The organism is Serratia sp. JSRIV006 (assembly GCF_019968685.1).
Taxonomy (GTDB): Bacteria; Pseudomonadota; Gammaproteobacteria; order Enterobacterales; family Enterobacteriaceae; genus Chania; species Chania fonticola_B.
On record NZ_CP074137.1, the window covers coordinates 5578909 to 5598935 of the forward strand.

Below are 20027 nucleotides of genomic sequence, written 5' to 3' on the forward strand. Positions count from 1 at the left end.
CGACATTCCGCCGCAGAGAATCTGAAAATTGCAGCAGATATCACGGCAAACCGGCGCATAGTGTAACGGCACGGGATATTAAGAGCCGTACCGATGTTCCCAATGGCATGAAATGCTATTATAGGCAGCATATAGGGTGGGGCATTGTGCACCACCGGGAAGAACACAGGGGTAAACCCAATGATTATCGTCACTGGCGGCGCTGGCATGATTGGCAGCAACATCATCAAGGCACTGAATGAAAACGGATATCGCGATATCCTGGTGGTGGATAACCTGAAAGATGGCACCAAATTCGTTAACCTGGTCGACCTTGATATCGCTGACTATGTCGATAAAGAAGACTTTATCGCCAGCATCATGGCCGGTGACGATCTGGGTGACATTGACGCCATTTTCCATGAGGGTGCCTGTTCCTCTACCACCGAGTGGGATGGCAAATACATGATGGATAACAACTATCAGTATTCCAAAGACATCCTGCACTACTGCCTGGATCGTCAGATCCCGTTCCTGTATGCCTCTTCCGCTGCCACCTACGGCGGCCGCACCGATAACTTTATCGAAGAGCGTCAGTTTGAGCAGCCGCTGAACGTTTACGGTTACTCCAAATTCCTGTTCGACCAATATGTACGCGAAATCCTGCCAGAAGCGGATTCGCAGGTGTGTGGCTTCCGTTACTTCAACGTTTACGGCCCGCGTGAAGGCCATAAAGGCAGCATGGCCAGCGTCGCGTTCCACCTGAACAACCAGATCAACCGTGGCGAAAATCCAAAACTGTTCGCCGGCAGCGAAAACTTCAAGCGTGACTTTATCTACGTCGGCGACGTGGCGGCGGTCAACCTGTGGTTCTGGAAGAACGGCGTATCCGGCATCTTCAACTGCGGTACCGGCCGTGCGGAAACCTTCCAGGCGGTGGCCGATGCGGTAGTGGAATACCATCAGTCCGGTGCCGTGGAATACATTGAATTCCCGGAAAAGCTGAAAGGCCGCTACCAGGCTTACACCCAGGCCGATCAAACCAAGCTGCGCGCTGCCGGTTATGACGCACCGTTCAAAACCGTGGCTGAAGGCGTGAAAGAATACATGGCCTGGTTGAATCGTCCCGCTTAAGCGCTGAAGGAAGTTACTCACGGTATGAAAATACTGGTCATTGGCCCTTCGTGGGTTGGCGATATGATGATGTCGCAAAGTCTCTACCGCACCCTGAAGGCCGAGCACCCGTCGGCAGAAATCGATGTGATGGCACCTGCCTGGTGCCGTCCCCTGCTGGCGCGGATGCCCGAAGTCAACCAGGCATTGGCAATGCCGCTGGGCCACGGTGCCCTGGCATTGGGCGAACGCCGCCGTCTTGGCCATGCGCTACGCGCTAATGGTTATGACCGTGCCTATGTGCTGCCCAACTCATTCAAGTCTGCCCTGGTGCCCTTCTTTGCCAACGTGCCGCAGCGTACCGGCTGGCGCGGCGAGATGCGCTACGGCCTGCTCAACGATCTCCGCGTACTGGATAAAGCAGCATTCCCATTGATGGTGCAGCGCTATGTCGCACTGGCTTATGACAAGCAGCGGATACAGCGCGCCGAAGATCTGCCGCAGCCGATACTCTGGCCGCAGTTGCAGGTCAGTGACGAAGAGATTGCCGAAACCACGTCGGCGTTTAATCTCACCGATCACCGGCCCATTATCGGTTTTTGCCCAGGCGCCGAATTCGGCCCAGCCAAACGCTGGCCGCATTACCATTACGCCACGCTGGCACAGATGTTGATCGACGCAGGCTATCAAATCGCCCTGTTTGGCTCAGCCAAAGACCACGAGGCCGGTGAGCAGATCCGTGACGCATTGGCAGAAAAGTCTCGCGATTTCTGCTTCAACCTGGCCGGGGAAACCCAGCTCGAACAGGCAGTGATCCTGTTGGCCTCCTGCCGGGCCGTGGTCAGTAACGATTCCGGCCTGATGCACGTTGCAGCAGCGTTGAATAAACCTCTGATAGCCTTGTACGGGCCAAGCAGCCCGGACTTCACCCCGCCGCTGTCCCATCAGGCCAAGGTGATCCGCCTGATCAGTGGTTATCACAAGGTACGCAAAGGCGATGCCGACCAGGGCTATCACCAGAGCCTGATCGACATCCAGCCACAGCAGGTGTTAGACACGCTGACGCCGTTATTAGCCGCCAGCGAGGAATAATCATGCAGGTGCTGATCGTAAAGACCTCTTCGATGGGGGATGTGCTCCATACGCTGCCGGCCTTGACCGACGCGATGCACGCCATCCCCGGTATCCGCTTCGATTGGGTAGTGGAAGAGGGGTTCAGCCAGATCCCTACCTGGCATCCGGCAGTGGATCGCGTGATCCCAGTGGCCATCCGCCGCTGGCGTAAAAATTGGTTCGGCAGTGAAACACGCCAACAGCGCTGCGATTTCAAGCGCCAGGTGCAGGAGCGCGACTATGACATCGTGATCGATGCACAGGGCCTGATCAAGAGCGCGGCGTTGGTGACGCGCATCGCGCACGGCAGCAAACACGGCCTGGACTGCAAAAGCGTCCGCGAGCCTTTTGCCAGCTGGTTCTATAATCATCGCCATGAGATCGACAAGCAGCAGCATGCGGTGGAACGCATTCGCGAGCTGTTCGCCAAGAGCCTGGGATATGCAAAGCCGCAGAGCACGGGTGATTACGCCATTGCCGCTCGTTTTCTAAGCCAACCACCCGCCGATGCCGGGCAATATCTGGTGTTCCTGCATGCCACTACGCGGGATGAAAAACACTGGCCGGAGGAAAACTGGCGCGAACTGATCGCGCTGATCGCTCCGAGCGGCATAAACATCAAGCTACCTTGGGGGGCTGAGCACGAACGCCAACGCGCTTTACGGCTGGCAGAAGGGTTTGAACACGTTGAAGTGTTACCCAAGCTCAGTCTGCAACAGGTTGCCGAAGTGCTGGCTGGGGCAAAAGCCGTGGTGTCGGTCGATACCGGATTAAGCCACCTGACCGCCGCGCTGGATCGCCCGAATATCACCCTGTTCGGCCCGACCGATCCGGGGCTGATCGGCGGTTACGGGCAGAATCAGCACTCACTGATTTCGCCGGAAAAAAGCATGGCCACCCTCACCGCCGACGCCGTTTGGACAGAACTGCAAAAGGTTATTGCATGAAAAAGCTGCATATTATCAATTTAGGCAAGATGGGCGGGGTTGAGCGCCTGTTCCTGCAGTATATCAATGATACCCACGACGGCAGTAACGAGGTGATTTGCGTCAGCAGCGAAGTTGGCGAAGAGATCCGCCAACAGATGCCGAACCAGCAGGTCACCTTTGCCAACCGGCTGTTCAATTCGCTCCCTCTGCGTTGCCCACAGTTCCTGCGCAAATACCTGCTGCAAAGAAAAATCGAGCGGGCAAACGCCGACGTCATTATCGTGTGGGATCTGATCCCAGGGCTGGCGGCCAAGCCCAAGCGTGGCAAACTGGTCTATTATGATCATGGTTGCTCATGGCGCTACGCCAAAAACCACAAGACCTTGCGCTTCTTCGCCATGCTGGACGGCGTGATTTCTGCCTCCCATGCCTCAAAACGGGTGATGGAGCTGCGCTTTAATCTGCCTTGCCCGAATCCGGTGGTGATCAACCGCATCAAAACGCCTACCGGGATCGATGAAACGCCAAAATCATTGGTACAGCCGATCAGGATTGGGACTGCCTCGCGCCTGGTAAGCCTGAAAGGCATCAGCGTTTCTCTGCTGATGATGCAGGAGCTACTGCGCCGTGGGCACGACGTTTATCTGGAAATTGCGGGCAAAGGCCCGGATCGGACAGCGTTTGAAGCCCTGGCAGCCAAGCTGCAGCTCGGTGAGCGGGTGGTTTTCAGCGGCTTTCAGGATAACGTGGCAGATTTTTTCAACCGCACACAAATCTATATGAGCACGCCGATCACCGAACCCTTCGGCTTATCCTGCATGGAGTCGCTCTATTTTGGCGTACCGGTGATTTTCCCCATGGTAGACGGCCAGCCGGAAGCGGTGAAAGACGGCTACTGCGGCATTGGCTTGACGCCGACGCTATCCATTGAAGAGCACCAGCGGTTAACCGGCATCAAGGTCGATTTCCCACACGAGGTTTACGATCCCCTCTCCGACAGCCTGGTCACGCCGAAGCTGTTGTCGCATATCGATTGTGCGGATGCGGTAGAGAAACTGCTGGTGGCAGAAACCTACCACCAGATGAGCCAGAATGCCCGGCACTACCCCGCTCAACATTTCAGCTATGCTCTGTTCAAAACAGAATTCGACGACACGCTGCAATCCTTTATTGCTTAACCGTAATGTGAGCCGGAAACCTTACTCCATGTTTAAAGAAACAGCCCCGCACCCGATTTTCAGCTACATGATCTATCTGGGATGCGCCATTGCCTTTTGTACCATCCCTTTTGGCTTCGACACGGGGCGTAACCTGTTTTATGTCTCCAGCTATATTTCCTTTATTGCCGTTTGTCTGCACTTAAGGTACTTCCTGAAAAACAAAAGAAACCTGATCCTGCCGCTGCTGTTTTTCTGCGTAGGCATGGGGACGATTTTCTGGATGAACCATTTCAAGCAGCCCGGCGAATACATCAATATTTACCGCTCGTATATGTCGACCGGTAAGCTGCAGATTGCCACAGCGTTTATTTTGTTGATCGCACTGAACGAGCGTCTTTGCATGCAACGTGCCTTTATTGTCGTGGCGTTGGCCTGCGGTTTGGCCGTCAATGGCTATGCGCTTTATCAGGGCCTGCAGTTAGATATCTCGCGCGTGGAGCTTAACTTCGACCGGGCTACCGTCGTTGCCTACCTGATGACCGCCATCAGCCTGGTCATGATGAAGGCGATACTGATGCTGCGGACCAAGTATCGCATCCCGCTGTACGTGGTTGGCTTCCTGCTCACCTTCTCCACTCTCATCCTAACAGGGACGCGGGCGGCCATACTGGTGTACCCCGTTGCCATCTGCCTGTCGCTGTTGGCAACCAAAGACCTGGTGACCCGCAAGCATAAGATCCAACTGGTCGCCTCGGTGCCTTTATTGCTATTGGCCTGCGGTTTCGCCTTTAAGTCACAGATAGAACAGCGTGTTGCCGATTTCAAAACCAATCTGCAGATGATCGACCAGCCCGAAGTGGATAACTCGATTATTTCCCGCCTGACGATGCAGGTCATTGCCATACGCACCGGCTCGCTTGCGCCAATGGGACAATCTGCCGAACAGCGTGGGGAGGAGATCCGCGCCATCGTTGCGCAGGAGCCGCGGTTGTACGGGGTAACGCCTTACATCAACGTGCATCTGCATAACGAACTGCTGGAAACCTATTCGCTCAAAGGCCTTTGGGGAAGTTTGTTGTTACTGGCGCTGTACATCGGCCTATTCATCTCCTCATTTAAGCCGTATCGCAATGCGCTGTTGCTGGGGGTGACCTTCAGCCTGTTTGTCTACGGGCTTAGCGACGTTATCTTCTTCAGTACCGAAGGCACGGCAGTCTTCTGCCTGGCCATCATCGCCAGCGTGCTGTCGGTGAAAAAGCGTCAGGAACCGTCGGTATGAGTTCGTCACCGCTGCTGCTCAGCTTTATTGTGCCGGTATACAACAATGAAGACTTTGTCATCGCCAGCCTGAGCTCGTTATACGATCAGATCGGTGATGATATTGAAGTGGTGATTATCGATGATGGCTCAAGCGATGCGTCTGCGGCCCTGGTGAGCCAATTCCTGGCGGCAAGACAGCACCCGCATAGCAAATTCATTACTCAGGCAAACGGCGGCGTTGCCCACGCCCGTAACGTCGGTTTGCAACACGTCAGTGGACGCTACGTCGCATTTCTGGACGGCGATGACCTGCTGAGCAGCGACTATCTGGCGATCCTGCGCCCGCTGTTACTCAAAGGCAGAGATGACCTGATTGATTTCAACTATCAGAAATTCTCTGGAAACCCGCCAGCAGTGCCCGCCAATAGCGAGATACGCTACCGTAGCTACGATTTCGAACAGCACGGCCTGGCCAGTCTGAAGCCGCTGTTTGAACACTCAATGTGGCACGTCTGGAGCCGGATTTACCGGCGTACGCTGCTGGCTGGGGAAACGTTCGAAAACGGCCGCCGCTATGAAGACGTTATCTTCACGCCGTTCCAATATTTCAAAACCCGCCACATCGCGCATCTCGACCACCCGCTCTACTTATATCGGGATAATGACCGTGGGATCACCCGCAACATCCGGGCGAAAGATAGTGAAGATATGCTGTTTGCCATGCAGAAGATGCTGCGCTTCGTGGACGCTCATCGCGGTGATGAGCCACTGCGGCAGCTGGCTGCCCTGATGCTCGCCAACGCTTTCTCGGAGTTAAAGGCCATGTCGAAGGCGGTCTACGGCTATTATCGCTACCCGCCGGAAACCCTGGCGATCCTGCGCCAAACGGCGGCCCTGTGTAGCAACAGCGACGTTCCGCACAAGAAAGTCCGCCAGATGCGCTTCGCGCGCGTGGATAGCTGCCTGTCTAAAATCCGTCGCTGGCTGAAGAAACGCACCGGGTAACCGATGCGTTTTTTTCTCAAGGGTTCAGTGGTACGTGAGCCACGATCTCATCAAAAACCCGCTGCGGTTGTATGACACCCACCGGGCCTTCCGCTTCCAATGACATGGTGTAGCCCGTGCGTGACTGATGAATGATACGGTGCAGTTGGTGATCCTGGATCGGCCCGGTTGAGCGCGGGTCAGCGGTGACAAACAGGCTGATGGTCTTGGTTTTCAGGGCCACCGCCAGATGAAGCGGCCCGGTATCTCCGGTCACCAGCACATCCAGGCTACTGATCAGCGTCAGCGCTCCTTGCAGCCCGGTTTTGCCGATCTGGTTGTCAACGCAAGCCTGGGTATTGGCATTGATCAACCGCTGGAACTGCTGGGCTTTTCCTTCTTCCATCGGCGCACCAATCAGCACGAAGCGCATGTTGTCATAGCGAGCAACCAGCATATCCGCCAGTTTGGCAAAGTGCCCCACCGGCCAGCAGCGTGATTCTGTTGAAGCGCCTAGCTGGAAACCAATGGTGCAGAAATCAGGATTTTTACTGCCTGGCGTATAAGGGGCCGGTATTTCCATGGTCGGATCGTCGCTACGGCAACCCAGAATAGAAACCAGCTCCAGCTTACGGCGGATAAAGTGGCCGTAATAATGAAATACGTAGTTGGTCAACCAAGGCTCCAGCCCACAGATCCCCGAGCTGTAGTTATCCCGGATGACATATTTGGCCCCGGCCATAATGGCGCTGATAATGTCATAAGGCAGATGTGAATGCATGATCAGCGCCAAATCAGGCTGATGCTCACGCAACGATTTCAACAGCGGCCCCAGGGTCTTTATTTTGCTATTCCAGTAGACTACGCGATCGTAATAGCGGCCGTTTTCTACCAGTTCCCTATTCTTTTCATGTACCACCAGCGTGATATGCGCTGCCGGGTAGCGTTCGCGCATCGCTCTTAACACCGGGGTATTGAACATGAAATCCCCCAGTGCCGTCGTGGAATAAATCACGATATTCTCGAACTGGAGACGGCTGTCGAAAGTCGCTGGCGGCTGGAAACGGCCGTGCTTTGCCGTATAGCGCCGCAAGAACCAGTCAGCGGCCTTGATTTTCCATTTTTTTGACATGTTAATTCACTTTCAGTTGATAGTATTCAGCCAAGGTCATGCCAACCGTGCGCTGTTGCAACCAGGCAAACAGCTGCTCCAAATCGCGATATAACGCGTCAATATCCTGCTCGGTCTTGAACGTCGGGCTGCCTCCCGGCATAAACTCGGAGGAGTGCAGCATAAATTCGACGTAATCGTGCCCCTGTGCCAGAGAGCGTTCGACCACCAGCTTCATCTTGTCCAGATTGTTACCGGAGGGACGCAGCCAATGCACCGACGGCGAACGCTTTTTACCCCGCAGGCGGTCATAGCCCTGTTTCACCGCATTCATCAGCGCCGAATGTTTATACTGAATGCTCATTGGCACTTCCAACAGCGTGGAATTACCGGGTTTGGCGATATTGGCCGGATCGATAAAATAGGCCTGCGAGGGGAAATGGCGATAGTCGGTCCCGCCGTTGCCCTGCGGATTGCCGGGCGAATACTGCCAGTTAACGCGCGGAGTGACGGAACAATCGACCTGATAGCCATATTCCAGCAGCAATGAGGCATAAAACTCATTAAACGCCCAGCGCCCGGCACGGTGGCTGAGCATCTTGGTCTGGAAGGTATCTTCCAGCAGCTTGGTCATATGATCGACCTTGGCACGAATTTGATCGGCCGGGTATTCGATCAGATAGGGTTTATGCCGCCAGTCATCATCGGTGAGCGGCGTCAACGGTGGGCTGTTCCAGGCGTGCAGATGCATGCCCACTTCGCCGGTGCCGCGTGCTATCACGTCACGGGCAAACTCAACGTACTGGGTATCCACCGCCATTTCATAGTTGGTCAGATAAACCGGCTTGCAGGCGTATTTTTCGCACAGCGCCTGAAAGCGCGGCAAAAAACGCGTGTTCTCGGTCGAAATGCGGTCGTGGTTTTGCCACAGATTATCGCCTTCGGTATCAATCGTGATAAGAAACGCCGGTTTAGTCATACATTGGGAACCTGATAGTCACAGATTGACATTATGTTACGCAGCCCGATCCCTCAGGGCAAACGACTTTATTGCCTCGTTTGGACAACATTGAGCCGTAATTGTCACCCTACGCCACTATTTTTTTCTGCGCAGGCAAGAAAACCGAGCAACAGTAGCCACATGCAATCGGGTCATTTAGAATCAAAGATTGGTTTCCCTGAAAGCGACTGACTATGAACGACGCGCCAGCCCCTGTTTCTGCCACGCCCATACAGCGTATTCTGATCGTCAAGCTGCGCCATCATGGCGATATGCTGCTGACCACTCCGGTCATCAATACGCTGCGGCAGAACTATCCCGATGCTCAGATCGACATCCTGCTGTACAAAGAAACGCAGGAGATGTTGGCGAGCAACCCGGCGCTATCGCAAATCTTTGTCATCGATCGCCAGTGGAAAAAACAGGGCACCAAGGCACACTTGGGCCATGAACTGCATCTGATCCGTCAATTGCAGGCACAACGCTACGATCTGGTGGTCAACCTGGCCGATCAGTGGCGCAGCGCGTTGATTACTCGCCTCACCGGTGCACACATTCGTCTGGGGTTCGATTTCCCCAAGCGCCGTGGTTTTCTGTGGCGCTACTGCCACACTCAGTTGGTGCCGGTAGCTGGGCACGAGCATCTGCACACCGTTGAACAAAACCTCTCTCTGCTGCAACCTCTGGGTTTACCTGAGCAAAATCAGCAGGTCACCATGAGCTACAGCCCACAAGATTGGCAGGCCAGCCACCAGCTTTTGCAACAAAATGGCGTCACCGGCAGCTATATCGTGGTACAACCCACGTCGCGCTGGTTCTTTAAATGCTGGAGCGAAGAAAAAATGGCGGCCACCATCAGCGCATTGCAGGCCGAAGGGCACCAGTTGGTGATCACCTCGGGGCCGGATGCCAAAGAGCAGGACATGGTGGCGCAAATACTGAAACAGTGTCCGCAGCAAGGGGTGGTTTCTCTGGCCGGGCAGTTGACCCTGCGTCAGCTGGCGGCGTTGATCGACCATGCCAAACTGTTTATCGGGGTAGACTCTGTCCCCATGCATATGGCGGCCGCATTACAGACGCCCTGCGTGGCGCTGTTCGGGCCATCCAAGCTGGTATTCTGGCGCCCCTGGCAAGTTATCGGCCAGGTCATTTGGGCCGGGGACTACGGCAGCCTGCCGGACCCGGATGCCATCAATACCGGTACCGATGAGCGCTACCTGGACCTTATTCCTACAGACGTGGTGATTGCAGCCGCGCGGAGCACGCTTGCATGAAAGCATTTCGCCTGGCGATTGTCCGCCAAAAATACCGCCCGGACGGCGGGGCAGAACGTTTCGTTTCCCGTGCCCTGGAGGCTCTGGAACAACAAGATCTGGATCTGAACGTCATCACCCGCGAGTGGCAGGGGGACGTCAACCCGAACTGGCACATCCACCTGTGTAACCCGATGAAATTCGGGCGCATCAGCCGCGAACGCGGTTTTGCCGAAGCGGCTCGGGCCCTGTGGCAGAAAGAGAGCTTCGATCTGGTACAAAGCCATGAACGCATCCCCGGTTGTGATATCTATCGCGCCGGTGACGGTGTCCATCGCCGCTGGCTGCTGCAACGGGCACGCCTGTTGCCGGAGTGGCGGCGCAAATGGCTGTTCTCCAACCGCTATCACCGCTATGTGATGTGTGCCGAACGCGCCATGTATGCCGCGCCAGAGCTGAAAGCGGTGATCTGCAACGCCGAGATGATCAAACGGGAAATCATCGCCGATTTCGGCGTGCCTGCCGATAAGATCACGGTGATCTACAATGCCATCGACAATCAGAAATTTTTACCGGCGAATGAGCAACAGCGGCAGCAGTTGCGGGCGCAGTATCAACTCCCGCAACAGGCGCATTGCCTGATCTTTGTCGGTTCAGGCTTTGAACGTAAAGGATTGGCTGCCGCAATTCGCGCCGTAGCTGCCACCGACAGCTACCTATTGGTGGTGGGCAAGGATAAAGCTGAAAAGCGTTACCGTTCACTGGCACAAAAGCTGGGTTGTGATGACCGGGTGCGCTTCATGGGCGTGCAGAAACAGACGTTGCCGTTCTATCAGGCCGCCGACGCTCTGTTGCTGCCAACGTTGTACGATCCCTTCCCCAATGTGATTTTGGAGGCCATGTCATGCGGGCTTCCGGTGATCACCAGCACCACCTGCGGTGGCGCTGAGTTCATCACTCCTGGGCAAAACGGCTTTGTCTGTGATGCATTGGACGTCAGCGCCCTCACCGAGGCTATCGTTGCACTGCCACGGCAAGCCCTGGGATCGAGCATGGGAGAGGCGGCGCGGCTGCGTATCATGTCTGCCACGCCAGCACACCTCTCAGAACAGCTCATCTCGTTGTATAACCGACTGCTGGACTAACTTATGCGTATTCTGATGATTATCGACGGTCTGCCGGGCGGCGGAGCCGAAAAGGTGGTACTGACGCTGTGCCAGGGCATGCAGCAGTTGGGGCATGATGTCAGCCTGATCTCATTACGGGACGTCTGCAACTACCCGATCCCCACCGGCATTGATTATCAGGTGCTCAGCGACAACTGTCGATCGCCTTGGCGTAAACTGACCGAGCTGGCACGCCGCGCCGCGATGTTGGATCGCGCGGTTGCCGCCAACGAGCAACAGCACGGCCTCTACGACCTGGTGTTCTCCAACCTGCATAAGACCGATCGTATCGTCAGCCATAGCAAAGTGCTGGACAGCGCCCGGCTGTGGTTCTGCATTCACGGTATTCTGTCCACCTCCTACCTCGGTCACCGTACCGGCCTCGATCGCTGGCTGAAACGCCGCAAGGTCGCGGGCGTCTACCAGCAGCAGAATATCGTTGCCGTCTCGCAAGCGGTGGGCAACGATCTCCAGCAAAATCTGGGGATTGCTCCTAACCAGCTGGCGGTGATCAACAACCCGTTTGATATCGCCGCCATCGAACAGCAGGCGGCAGAGCCTTGTGAACTGGCAGGCAAAGACTATCTGGTGCACGTGGGCCGTTTTCATCCACATAAACGCCACGACCGCTTGCTGAAAGCCTACGCACTGTCTGGTATCCAGGCACCTTTGGCACTGGTGGGTGCCGGCAATGAAGCGCAAATCAACGAGACCAAACGCCTTGCCACAGAGTTAAACATCAGCGATCGTGTGCTGTTCCTCGGTTTTCAGGCCAATCCCTATCCCCTGATCAAACACGCCGCGATGCTGGTGCTCAGTTCAGACAGCGAAGGGTTCGGTAACGTGCTGGTTGAAGCCTTGCTGTGCGACACGCCGGTCGTCAGCACCCGTTGCCCTGGCGGGCCTGAGGAAATTCTGGAAAAGGCGGGGTTGACCCGTGCATTGGCGGAATTAAATGAAGCCTCACTGGCGGAGAAAATGGCAGAGATTTATGCCCAGCCGCCGGTCATTAATCACCAGCAACTGCTGAGTTATGGCCTTGAGCCTATTTGCCAACAGTATCTGGCGTTAAAGAAATAAGTCCAGGCAGGTTTACCCTGCCTGGTTGTTAATTAATTCAAGGCTTGTATTTCTTGCCACACCTCATCGACGGTAACATCAACGCAATCACCCGACTCGGTTTGCAGGATCCGATATTGCCCGCTCCACGGATGCCAAGACTCTTTATCCGTATCGCCAAAGAAGACCACCATGCTTTTATTCAGTGCCGCGGCCAGATGCATCTGGCCACCGTCGCTGCACAGCACCCTGTCGCATAGCTCGAAACCGGCCAGTAACTCGCGTACCGATGCTGTTGGGTAGAGTGCTACCCTTTCGTTCTGGCAGCCAGCCAACAGCTGCTCCGCCCGCTTTTGATCGCCGATATCATCAGGCGTTAGCGTTCCCTGCGGTGACCAGAAGATCAGCACGCCGGTGGTAGGATCGGCAATCAGGCGGTTGATGATTTCGGCGTAGCGCTCAATGGGCCAGCGCCGTTTCGGACTGCGGCTGCTGATATGCACGGCAAATACCCGCTCAACCGGGGGCAGCAGACTGTGTAAACGTTGCTGCGCTTGGTGCTGTTCTTCCGCAGTGAGGAAGACCTTCACCGGAGGAATGGCAATGGAGCGATCGGTGATGGCAGACAGGTAGCTGAAGGTGTGTTCCACCTGATGCTTGCCGTGAAAATCCGCCGCGCGGAAAGGGTGATGAATTTCACTGGTGCCAAGATCTGCGCCGATAATATTTTTAACCCCGGCCATTTTTGCCAGGCGCAGGCTATATTTGCACGGCACCGGGTTAGCCAGAATAGCCGCATCAAACTTTATTTTTCTCAGCTGTAAAAATATCATCAGCCGTTCAAAATAGACCCCAAGGGTGGTCTCATTCTTGGCCTTGTGTTTGGCCTTCTTATAAACAAACACCTTGGTGAGATGCGGATTATTTTTCACCACATCCTGGCTGACTTTATTGATAAGCAGATAGAGGTTGGCGTCAGGGTAAGCGGTTTTCACCCCTTCAATCAGCGGGGTAGTACACACGAGATCGCCAATATTGTCGCGGCGGATAATTAAAATATTCTTCATTACAAACCTATCGGCGACATCTCTCGCCTGTTGTCCCAACCTGACACCGAGCCACCAAGTTAGCGCCTTTCCCTTCCGGTTATGGTACTATTCTGGATAACCCATATAAATGAAATTGATAGAATGCTGCTCCGTTTATATCAGGTACTACTCTACCTTATCCAACCCCTGATCTGGCTCCGCTTACTGCTGCGCAGCCGCAAAGCACCAGCCTACCGTAAACGCTGGGCGGAACGCTATGGTTTCTGCGCCGGGAAAGTAGTATCGGGCGGCATTATGCTGCATTCCGTTTCTGTTGGCGAAACCCTGGCGGCGATCCCTCTGGTTCGCGCCCTGCGCCATCGTTACCCTTACCTGCCGATTACTGTGACCACAATGACGCCAACGGGTTCCGAACGGGTGCAATCCGCTTTCGGTAAAGATGTGCATCATGTCTACCTGCCTTACGATCTGCCGGGTTCGATGCGCCGTTTCCTCGACCAGGTGGATCCCAAGCTGGTGATCATCATGGAAACCGAGCTGTGGCCCAACCTGATTAACGCCCTGCATCAGCGCCAAATCCCGCTGGTGATTGCCAACGCGCGCCTTTCCGCCCGTTCGGCGGCTGGCTACAAGAAAATCGGCGGTTTTATCCGTGATATCCTGCGCCGCATTACCCTGATCGCTGCGCAAAATCAGGAAGACGGCGAGCGCTTTATCGAACTGGGCCTGAAGCGTTCACAGTTGACCGTGACCGGCAGCCTGAAGTTCGATATCTCCGTAACGCCAGAGCTGGCGGCCAGAGCCGTTACGCTACGCCGCCAATGGGCACCACGCCGCCCGGTATGGATCGCCACCAGCACTCACGAAGGTGAAGAAACCATTCTGCTGGAAGCCCACCGCCGGTTGCTGGAAAAGCACCCCGACCTATTACTTATCCTGGTGCCACGCCACCCGGAGCGCTTCCCAACCGCCAAAGAGCTGACGCAAAAAGCGGGCTTCAGTTACACCACCCGCAGCAGCGGCGAAATCCCTTCCAGCAGCACACAGGTGGTGATTGGCGATACCATGGGCGAACTGATGCTGCTGTACGGCATTGCCGATCTGGCCTTCGTCGGTGGCAGCCTGGTTGAGCGTGGGGGGCATAACCCCCTGGAAGCGGCCGCCCATGCCATTCCGGTGCTGATGGGCCCACATACCTTCAACTTCAAAGATATCTGCGCCAAACTCTCCGAAGCGGGTGGGATGATCACCATCAGCGATGTCGATTCCTTGGTGAAAGAGATAGAAACGCTGCTGACCGATGAAGATTATCGCCGCTATTACGGCCGCCACGCGGTTGAAGTGTTGTATCAGAACCAGGGGGCGTTGCAACGCCTGCTGCAGCTGTTGGAGCCACACCTGCCGCCACGGAGCCACTGAATGAGCCACCGTAACAGCCTGTCGGTAGTGATGATCGCCAAAAACGAAGCCGAGTTGCTGAGCGAGTGCCTGCAATCGGTCGCCTGGGCAGATGAAATCATCGTGCTCGACTCCGGCAGTACCGACGGTTCCGTTGCTTTGGCGGAAAGTCTGGGTGCCAAGGTGTTTACCCATACCGACTGGCAAGGCTTCGGCAAGCAGCGGCAGAAGGCGCAAAGCTACGCCACTCAGGATTACGTGCTGATGATCGACGCCGACGAGCGCGTCACGCCAGAATTGCGCCACTCCATCGAACAGGTATTAGCCAACGCCGACGATAACGTCGTCTACAGCCTGGGCCGCCGTAACCTGTTTCTTGGCCGCTTTATGCGCCACAGCGGCTGGTATCCCGACCGAGTCAACCGCCTGTATGCCAATCAGCGCTATCGCTATAACGACGATCTGGTCCATGAATCCCTCAACACCGGCGGCGCAAAAGTCGTGCCGCTGCAAGGCGATCTGCTGCACCTGACCTGCCGTGACTTTTTTGCCTTCCAGCGCAAACAACTGCATTACGCCGAGCAGTGGGCAATCCAACGCCACCAGGCCGGTAAGCGCTGCGGTTATCTGTCGATCCTCACCCACACGCTGGGGGCGTTCTGCAAAACCTGGCTGCTGCGGGCCGGTTTCCTCGACGGCAAACAGGGCTTGCTGTTAGCCGTGGTCAACGCGCAATATACCTTCAATAAATATGCCGCACTGTGGGCATTGGGCCGCAACTATTCAGAGAAGTAAACCATGAGCAGCAAAGCCATCTACCCAGGTACCTTCGATCCAATGACCAACGGCCATTTGGACCTGGTCACCCGCGCCTCACTGATGTTTGATCACGTGATCCTGGCCATTGCCGCCAGTTCGAGCAAAAAACCGCTGTTTTCGCTGGAAGAACGCGTTGCCCTGGCCACGCAGGTGACCTCTCATCTGGATAACGTCGAGGTGCTGGGGTTCAGCGAGTTGATGGCGCACTTCGCCGCCCATCAGAACGCCAATATTCTGATACGCGGCCTGCGTGCGGTATCCGACTTTGAATATGAATTGCAGCTGGCGAACATGAACCGCCATCTGATGCCAACGTTGGAAAGCGTGTTTCTGATGCCTTCCGAGCAGTGGTCATTTATCTCTTCTTCCTTGGTGAAGGAAGTGGCACGCCATGGCGGCGACATCGCACCGTTCTTGCCGGATGTCGTCACCAAAGCGCTGATGGAAAAGCTGGCCGCGCAGTAATCATCGCTGGCAGCGGCGGCAGAAGAAGGTGCTGCGCTGCCCGTGTTTGGCGCTCTCGATCGGTGTGCCACAGGCGCGGCAAGGTTCACCTGCCCGGCCATAGACCTGCAGTTCCTGCGCGAAATACCCCGGCTTACCGTCCGACTGCAGGAAGTCACGCAACGTCGTTCCCCCTTGTTCAATTGAACGCAGCAACACCGCCTTGATGGTTTCGGCCAGCAGATCCGCCTGCGCCTTGGTCAAGGATCCCGCCTGACGATCTGGCAGGATCCCGGCGGTAAACAGCGATTCGCTGGCATAGATATTCCCCACGCCAACCACCAGCTTGTTATCCATCAACCAAGGCTTGATCAGCGTACGCTTATTACGGGACTTCTCGTACAGGTAGGCGCCATTGAACTCTTCACCCAGCGGTTCCGGGCCAAGATGAGCCAACACGTTGCTGGCGGCCAGATCGTCACACCATAGCCAGGCACCAAAGCGGCGCGGGTCGGTGTAGCGCAGGATAAAACCGTTGCTCATCACCAGATCGACGTGGTCATGCTTACCTGGCTCGATTTCCTCTGCCAGCATACGCAAGCTGCCAGACATCCCCAGATGCACGATAATCCAGCCGTGGTCCAACTCGATCAGCAGATACTTGGCACGGCGCTGTACGCTGCGCACCGGCCGATCGCTCAGCGCCAGGATCTGCTCGGAGACCGGCCAACGCAGGCGAGCGTTACGCACCACCGCATACTGGATGGTATGGCCAACAAGATAAGGCTCGATACCACGGCGGCTGGTTTCGACTTCTGGTAATTCAGGCATGACTGGCTCCCTCTCCGTTTGCAACCCCTATAAAATGAAAAAACCCGGCCGAGGCCGGGTTTTCATTAATCCACTAAAATTATTTAATTTTAGCTTCTTTGTAGATCACGTGTTGACGGACAACTGGATCGAATTTCTTCAGTTCCAATTTTTCCGGCTTAGTACGCTTGTTCTTCGTGGTGGTATAGAAGTGACCAGTACCAGCAGAAGAAACCAGCTTGATCTTCTCGCGAACACCTTTAGCCATGATGCAGTTCCTTAATACTTCTCACCACGGGCACGCAGATCGGCCAAGACCGTCTCAATACCCTTCTTATCGATAACACGCATACCTTTAGCAGATACACGCAGAGTTACAAAGCGCTTCTCAGCCTCAACCCAAAAACGGTGTGAGTGCAGGTTAGGCAGAAAACGGCGTTTGGTCGCGTTCATTGCGTGGGAACGGTTGTTACCGCTCACCGGGCGCTTGCCAGTAACTTGGCAGACTCGTGACATGTCTTATTCTCCAAAAATCAAATCAGCTCGAGCTTCGTATAGGGTATGGCCGCCTCGTCAGGCTTTTAGAGCCCATCTCAGCAAACTTCATACTGAGGAGACTCTCGTCATCAGGTCAGAAACCTCACATCAGGTTGGAAACCTGCTGAGATAGGCTCTTAACGCCAAACCCAAGATTCTCAAAGGTGGCGTAGTATACGCTCTGAAGCGTAAGTGCTCAAGTCCCGAACAGCTAAAGATCCCTCAAGGATCGCGAAAAAGTTGCTTATAGCCATCCGCGCTCGGCAAAAGAGACGCATTCACCCCGGCCTATCACCAAATGATCGAGCACTCGGATCTCCAATAACCGGCAGGCATTAACCACTTGCTCGGTTATCAAACGGTCGGCGTGACTGGGTTCAGCCTTACCCGAAGGGTGATTATGCGCCAGAATGAGGGCTGCTGCATTAGCCTTCAACGCCGCACGCACAATTTCTCTTGGGTGGACAACGACGCTGTTGATGGTACCAGCAAACATCTCCTGATGGCGAATAACCCGGTGCTGATTGTCTAAAAACAACACTAAAAACACCTCTCGCTCGTGGTGAGCCAGCAAACTGTGCAGATAATGCTGGGTAATTTTCGGGTTCAGCAGCGCGTTTTCCAGCAAATGGGGGCCGGAAAACAGCCGGAAGGCCAATTCGGAAATTGCCTGCAGCTGCGCATAGGTGGCAATCCCCAACCCTTTCTGACTATGAAACTGTTCGTAGTCCGCCGAAACCAGGTGATACAGCGAACCAAAGTGCGCCAGCAACTGTTCGGCCCGCTGTGAGACGTGAACCCCAGGTAGCCCGGTTCGCAAGAAAATTGCCAACAGCTCCCTATCGGAGAGCGCCGCTGCGCCATCACGCATCAATTTTTCCCTGGGTGCCAAAGCCCCAGGCCATAACGACATATCCTGATTGCTCATTGCCACCTCCCTGCCTGCTACAGCAGCATGTCACGGGGAATTTCATCGTGCGACAGGTGATTGATAATATTGCGAAGTGTTACGAAAACCCGCATGTAACTGGCTGCATACACAGCAGAATCGCTCCACCTGGCAGCGGTTATGCTAAAATGTCCGCCTCTTTCGGATTTCAATCGGACAATCATGATGACGGGACTTTCCGGCAAACATATTGTGCTTGGCATCAGTGGCGGTATCGCCGCTTACAAATGCCCTGAGCTGGTGCGCCGCCTGCGCGACAGAGGCGCCGAGGTAAGAGTGGTGATGACCAGCGCTGCCAAAGCCTTCATTACCCCACTGACGCTGCAGGCCGTTTCCGGCTATCCGGTTTTCGACGATCTGCTGGATCCCGCAGCAGAAGCTGCCATGGGCCATATTGAATTGGGCAAATGGGCCGATCTGGTGATCCTGGCTCCGGCCACCGCCGATCTGCTGGCCCGCGTTGCCGCCGGCATGGCCAACGATCTGCTGACCACGGTCTGCCTGGCTACCGATGCTCCGATCGCGGCAGCACCGGCCATGAACCAACAGATGTATCGCGCAGCCGCCACTCAGGCCAATCTACAGACCCTACAAGGGCGTGGTGTGCTGCTGTGGGGGCCAGACAGCGGTAGCCAGGCCTGTGGTGATATCGGGCCTGGCCGCATGCTGGATCCGTTGGCGATAGTGGAACTGGCTAACGCTCATTTCTCTGCGCCGCAGGATCTGCAACATTTAAAGATTATGATCACCGCGGGCCCCACCCGTGAGGCACTGGATCCGGTGCGGTTCGTCAGCAACCACAGCTCCGGCAAGATGGGTTTTGCTATCGCCAAGGCCGCCGCCGCTCGCGGTGCGCAAGTCACGTTGGTCGCCGGGCCGGTCAGCCTGCCTACGCCGCCTTGGGTAACCCGTGTGGATGTTGTCAGCGCGCTGGAAATGCAGCAAGCGGTACAACAACACGCCGCGCAGCAGAACATCTTTATCTCCTGCGCTGCCGTGGCGGATTACCGGGCAGAACAGATTGCCGATGAGAAAATCAAAAAGCAGGGTGATGAAATCATCCTCAAGATGATCAAGAATCCAGATATTGTCGCGGGCGTTGCCGCGATGAGCAAAAATCGTCCCTTTGTCGTCGGGTTTGCGGCTGAAACCCAGAATGTGGAAGAATATGCGCGACAAAAACTACTGCGTAAAAAACTGGATTTAATCTGCGCTAACGATGTATCGCTTGCAGAGCACGGTTTTAACAGTGATACCAATGCCCTGCATCTTTTTTGGCAGGATGGAGACAAGCGCCTGCCGCATAGCGACAAGGCACTCCTTGGCCAACGTTTACTAGACGAGATAGTCAGCCGTTATGATGAAAAAAATCGACGTTAAGATCCTTGACCCACGTATCGGTCAAGATTTCCCACTGCCGACCTATGCCACCCCAGGCTCTGCCGGGCTTGATCTGCGAGCTTGTCTGGACAGCGCGGTTGAGCTGGCTCCGGGCGAAACCACTCTACTGCCTACCGGCCTGGCAATCCACATCGCCGATACCGGTCTTGCTGCAGTGATCCTGCCGCGCTCCGGTCTGGGCCATAAGCACGGCGTCGTGCTGGGTAACCTGGTTGGCCTGATCGATTCCGATTATCAGGGCCAACTGATGGTATCCGTATGGAACCGTGGCCAGAAATCCTTCACTATCGAGCCGGGTGAACGCATCGCACAGATGGTATTTGTGCCGGTAGTGCAAGCCGAGTTTAATCTGGTGGAAGAGTTCGATAGCAGCGAACGGGGTACCGGTGGTTTTGGCCACTCCGGTCGCCAATAGAACCTGCCCGTAACCGAATGATTTACAGGGATGGCGCCTGCAACCGCGCCGCTTGCAATGCGGCACGGTTGGTCTGGC

General features: G+C 55.5%; 21 protein-coding genes. 14 read left to right on the plus strand and 7 right to left on the minus strand.

Annotated elements, in window-relative coordinates; all coding sequences use genetic code 11:
* Positions 1-180 precede the first annotated feature (180 nt).
* From rfaD to KGP16_RS25850, 6 genes are read left to right on the plus strand one after another with little or no spacing between them, the layout of a single operon-like run.
* Positions 181-1113 carry an ADP-glyceromanno-heptose 6-epimerase gene (gene rfaD, locus KGP16_RS25825; RefSeq protein WP_021807264.1) on the plus strand — a complete coding sequence of 311 codons (933 nt, stop codon included), beginning with the start codon at positions 181-183 and terminating at the stop codon, positions 1111-1113.
* A 24-nt stretch (positions 1114-1137) separates the two neighbouring features.
* Positions 1138-2184, plus strand: coding sequence for an ADP-heptose--LPS heptosyltransferase RfaF (rfaF, locus tag KGP16_RS25830; protein WP_115159603.1), 1047 nt, complete (start codon positions 1138-1140; stop codon positions 2182-2184).
* 2 nt (positions 2185-2186) lie between these two features.
* Positions 2187-3152: a lipopolysaccharide heptosyltransferase RfaC gene (gene rfaC / locus KGP16_RS25835; protein WP_021181855.1), complete on the plus strand. Its 966-nt coding sequence runs from the start codon at positions 2187-2189 to the stop codon at positions 3150-3152.
* Positions 3149-4312, plus strand: a complete 1164-nt coding sequence (locus KGP16_RS25840) for a glycosyltransferase (protein ID WP_223500536.1) — start codon at positions 3149-3151, stop codon at positions 4310-4312. The genes rfaC and KGP16_RS25840 overlap by 4 nt, the downstream gene beginning before the upstream one ends.
* A gap of 28 nt (positions 4313-4340) precedes the next feature.
* The gene (locus tag KGP16_RS25845; RefSeq protein ID WP_223500538.1) at positions 4341-5573 is read left to right on the plus strand and encodes an O-antigen ligase; all 1233 of its coding nucleotides are present in this window, start codon (positions 4341-4343) and stop codon (positions 5571-5573) included.
* Positions 5570-6559 carry a glycosyltransferase gene (locus tag KGP16_RS25850; RefSeq protein WP_223500540.1) on the plus strand — a complete coding sequence of 330 codons (990 nt, stop codon included), beginning with the start codon at positions 5570-5572 and terminating at the stop codon, positions 6557-6559. Before KGP16_RS25845 ends, KGP16_RS25850 begins: the two co-directional genes overlap by 4 nt.
* Positions 6560-6575: 16 nt before the next feature.
* Here KGP16_RS25850 and KGP16_RS25855 read toward each other — a convergent pair whose 3' ends face one another.
* Together KGP16_RS25855 and KGP16_RS25860 are read right to left on the minus strand one after the other, a co-directional pair.
* Positions 6576-7670 carry a glycosyltransferase family 9 protein gene (locus KGP16_RS25855; RefSeq protein WP_223500541.1) on the minus strand — a complete coding sequence of 365 codons (1095 nt, stop codon included), beginning with the start codon at positions 7668-7670 and terminating at the stop codon, positions 6576-6578.
* A gap of 1 nt (position 7671) precedes the next feature.
* Complete coding sequence (locus tag KGP16_RS25860) at positions 7672-8628, minus strand: polysaccharide deacetylase family protein (protein WP_065683743.1); 957 nt, start codon at positions 8626-8628, stop codon at positions 7672-7674.
* Positions 8629-8843: 215 nt separating this feature from the next.
* Here KGP16_RS25860 and rfaQ point away from each other — a divergent pair, with 215 nt between their 5' ends.
* Genes rfaQ through KGP16_RS25875 form a run of 3 tightly spaced genes read left to right on the plus strand, consistent with a single transcriptional unit; the run spans position 8844 to position 12148 of the window.
* Positions 8844-9923 (plus strand): putative lipopolysaccharide heptosyltransferase III, encoded by a 1080-nt coding sequence (gene rfaQ / locus KGP16_RS25865; RefSeq protein ID WP_094981579.1) that lies wholly within the window; start codon positions 8844-8846, stop codon positions 9921-9923.
* Complete coding sequence (locus tag KGP16_RS25870) at positions 9920-11047, plus strand: glycosyltransferase family 4 protein (RefSeq protein WP_161711613.1); 1128 nt, start codon at positions 9920-9922, stop codon at positions 11045-11047. The genes rfaQ and KGP16_RS25870 overlap by 4 nt, the downstream gene beginning before the upstream one ends.
* Before the next feature lie 3 nt (positions 11048-11050).
* Positions 11051-12148 (plus strand): glycosyltransferase, encoded by a 1098-nt coding sequence (locus KGP16_RS25875; RefSeq protein WP_223500542.1) that lies wholly within the window; start codon positions 11051-11053, stop codon positions 12146-12148.
* 32 nt (positions 12149-12180) lie between these two features.
* Here the strand turns inward: KGP16_RS25875 and KGP16_RS25880 are convergent, their stop codons facing one another.
* Positions 12181-13194 (minus strand): glycosyltransferase family 9 protein, encoded by a 1014-nt coding sequence (locus KGP16_RS25880; protein ID WP_094981576.1) that lies wholly within the window; start codon positions 13192-13194, stop codon positions 12181-12183.
* A gap of 123 nt (positions 13195-13317) precedes the next feature.
* Between KGP16_RS25880 and waaA the strand changes: the two genes are divergently transcribed.
* From waaA to coaD, 3 genes are read left to right on the plus strand one after another with little or no spacing between them, the layout of a single operon-like run.
* Positions 13318-14595 (plus strand): lipid IV(A) 3-deoxy-D-manno-octulosonic acid transferase, encoded by a 1278-nt coding sequence (waaA, locus tag KGP16_RS25885; protein WP_024527873.1) that lies wholly within the window; start codon positions 13318-13320, stop codon positions 14593-14595.
* A complete protein-coding gene (locus KGP16_RS25890) occupies positions 14596-15369 on the plus strand; it encodes a glycosyltransferase family 2 protein (protein WP_059199335.1) in 774 nt (257 codons plus the stop codon).
* A gap of 3 nt (positions 15370-15372) precedes the next feature.
* Positions 15373-15858, plus strand: a complete 486-nt coding sequence (coaD, locus tag KGP16_RS25895) for a pantetheine-phosphate adenylyltransferase (RefSeq protein WP_021807277.1) — start codon at positions 15373-15375, stop codon at positions 15856-15858.
* Here the strand turns inward: coaD and mutM are convergent, their stop codons facing one another.
* From mutM to radC, 4 genes are all read right to left on the minus strand, one after another.
* Positions 15859-16668, minus strand: a complete 810-nt coding sequence (gene mutM / locus KGP16_RS25900) for a bifunctional DNA-formamidopyrimidine glycosylase/DNA-(apurinic or apyrimidinic site) lyase (RefSeq protein WP_223498621.1) — start codon at positions 16666-16668, stop codon at positions 15859-15861.
* A gap of 79 nt (positions 16669-16747) precedes the next feature.
* Positions 16748-16915 carry a 50S ribosomal protein L33 gene (rpmG, locus tag KGP16_RS25905; protein ID WP_004392084.1) on the minus strand — a complete coding sequence of 56 codons (168 nt, stop codon included), beginning with the start codon at positions 16913-16915 and terminating at the stop codon, positions 16748-16750.
* 11 nt (positions 16916-16926) lie between these two features.
* Positions 16927-17163 carry a 50S ribosomal protein L28 gene (rpmB, locus tag KGP16_RS25910; RefSeq protein WP_004931195.1) on the minus strand — a complete coding sequence of 79 codons (237 nt, stop codon included), beginning with the start codon at positions 17161-17163 and terminating at the stop codon, positions 16927-16929.
* Positions 17164-17428: 265 nt separating this feature from the next.
* A complete protein-coding gene (gene radC / locus KGP16_RS25915) occupies positions 17429-18112 on the minus strand; it encodes a DNA repair protein RadC (protein ID WP_037376444.1) in 684 nt (227 codons plus the stop codon).
* Between the two features lie 183 nt (positions 18113-18295).
* Here radC and coaBC point away from each other — a divergent pair, with 183 nt between their 5' ends.
* Complete coding sequence (coaBC, locus tag KGP16_RS25920) at positions 18296-19513, plus strand: bifunctional phosphopantothenoylcysteine decarboxylase/phosphopantothenate--cysteine ligase CoaBC (protein WP_021807279.1); 1218 nt, start codon at positions 18296-18298, stop codon at positions 19511-19513.
* Positions 19491-19949 (plus strand): dUTP diphosphatase, encoded by a 459-nt coding sequence (dut, locus tag KGP16_RS25925; RefSeq protein WP_039996197.1) that lies wholly within the window; start codon positions 19491-19493, stop codon positions 19947-19949. The genes coaBC and dut overlap by 23 nt, the downstream gene beginning before the upstream one ends.
* Positions 19950-20027: the final 78 nt, after the last annotated feature.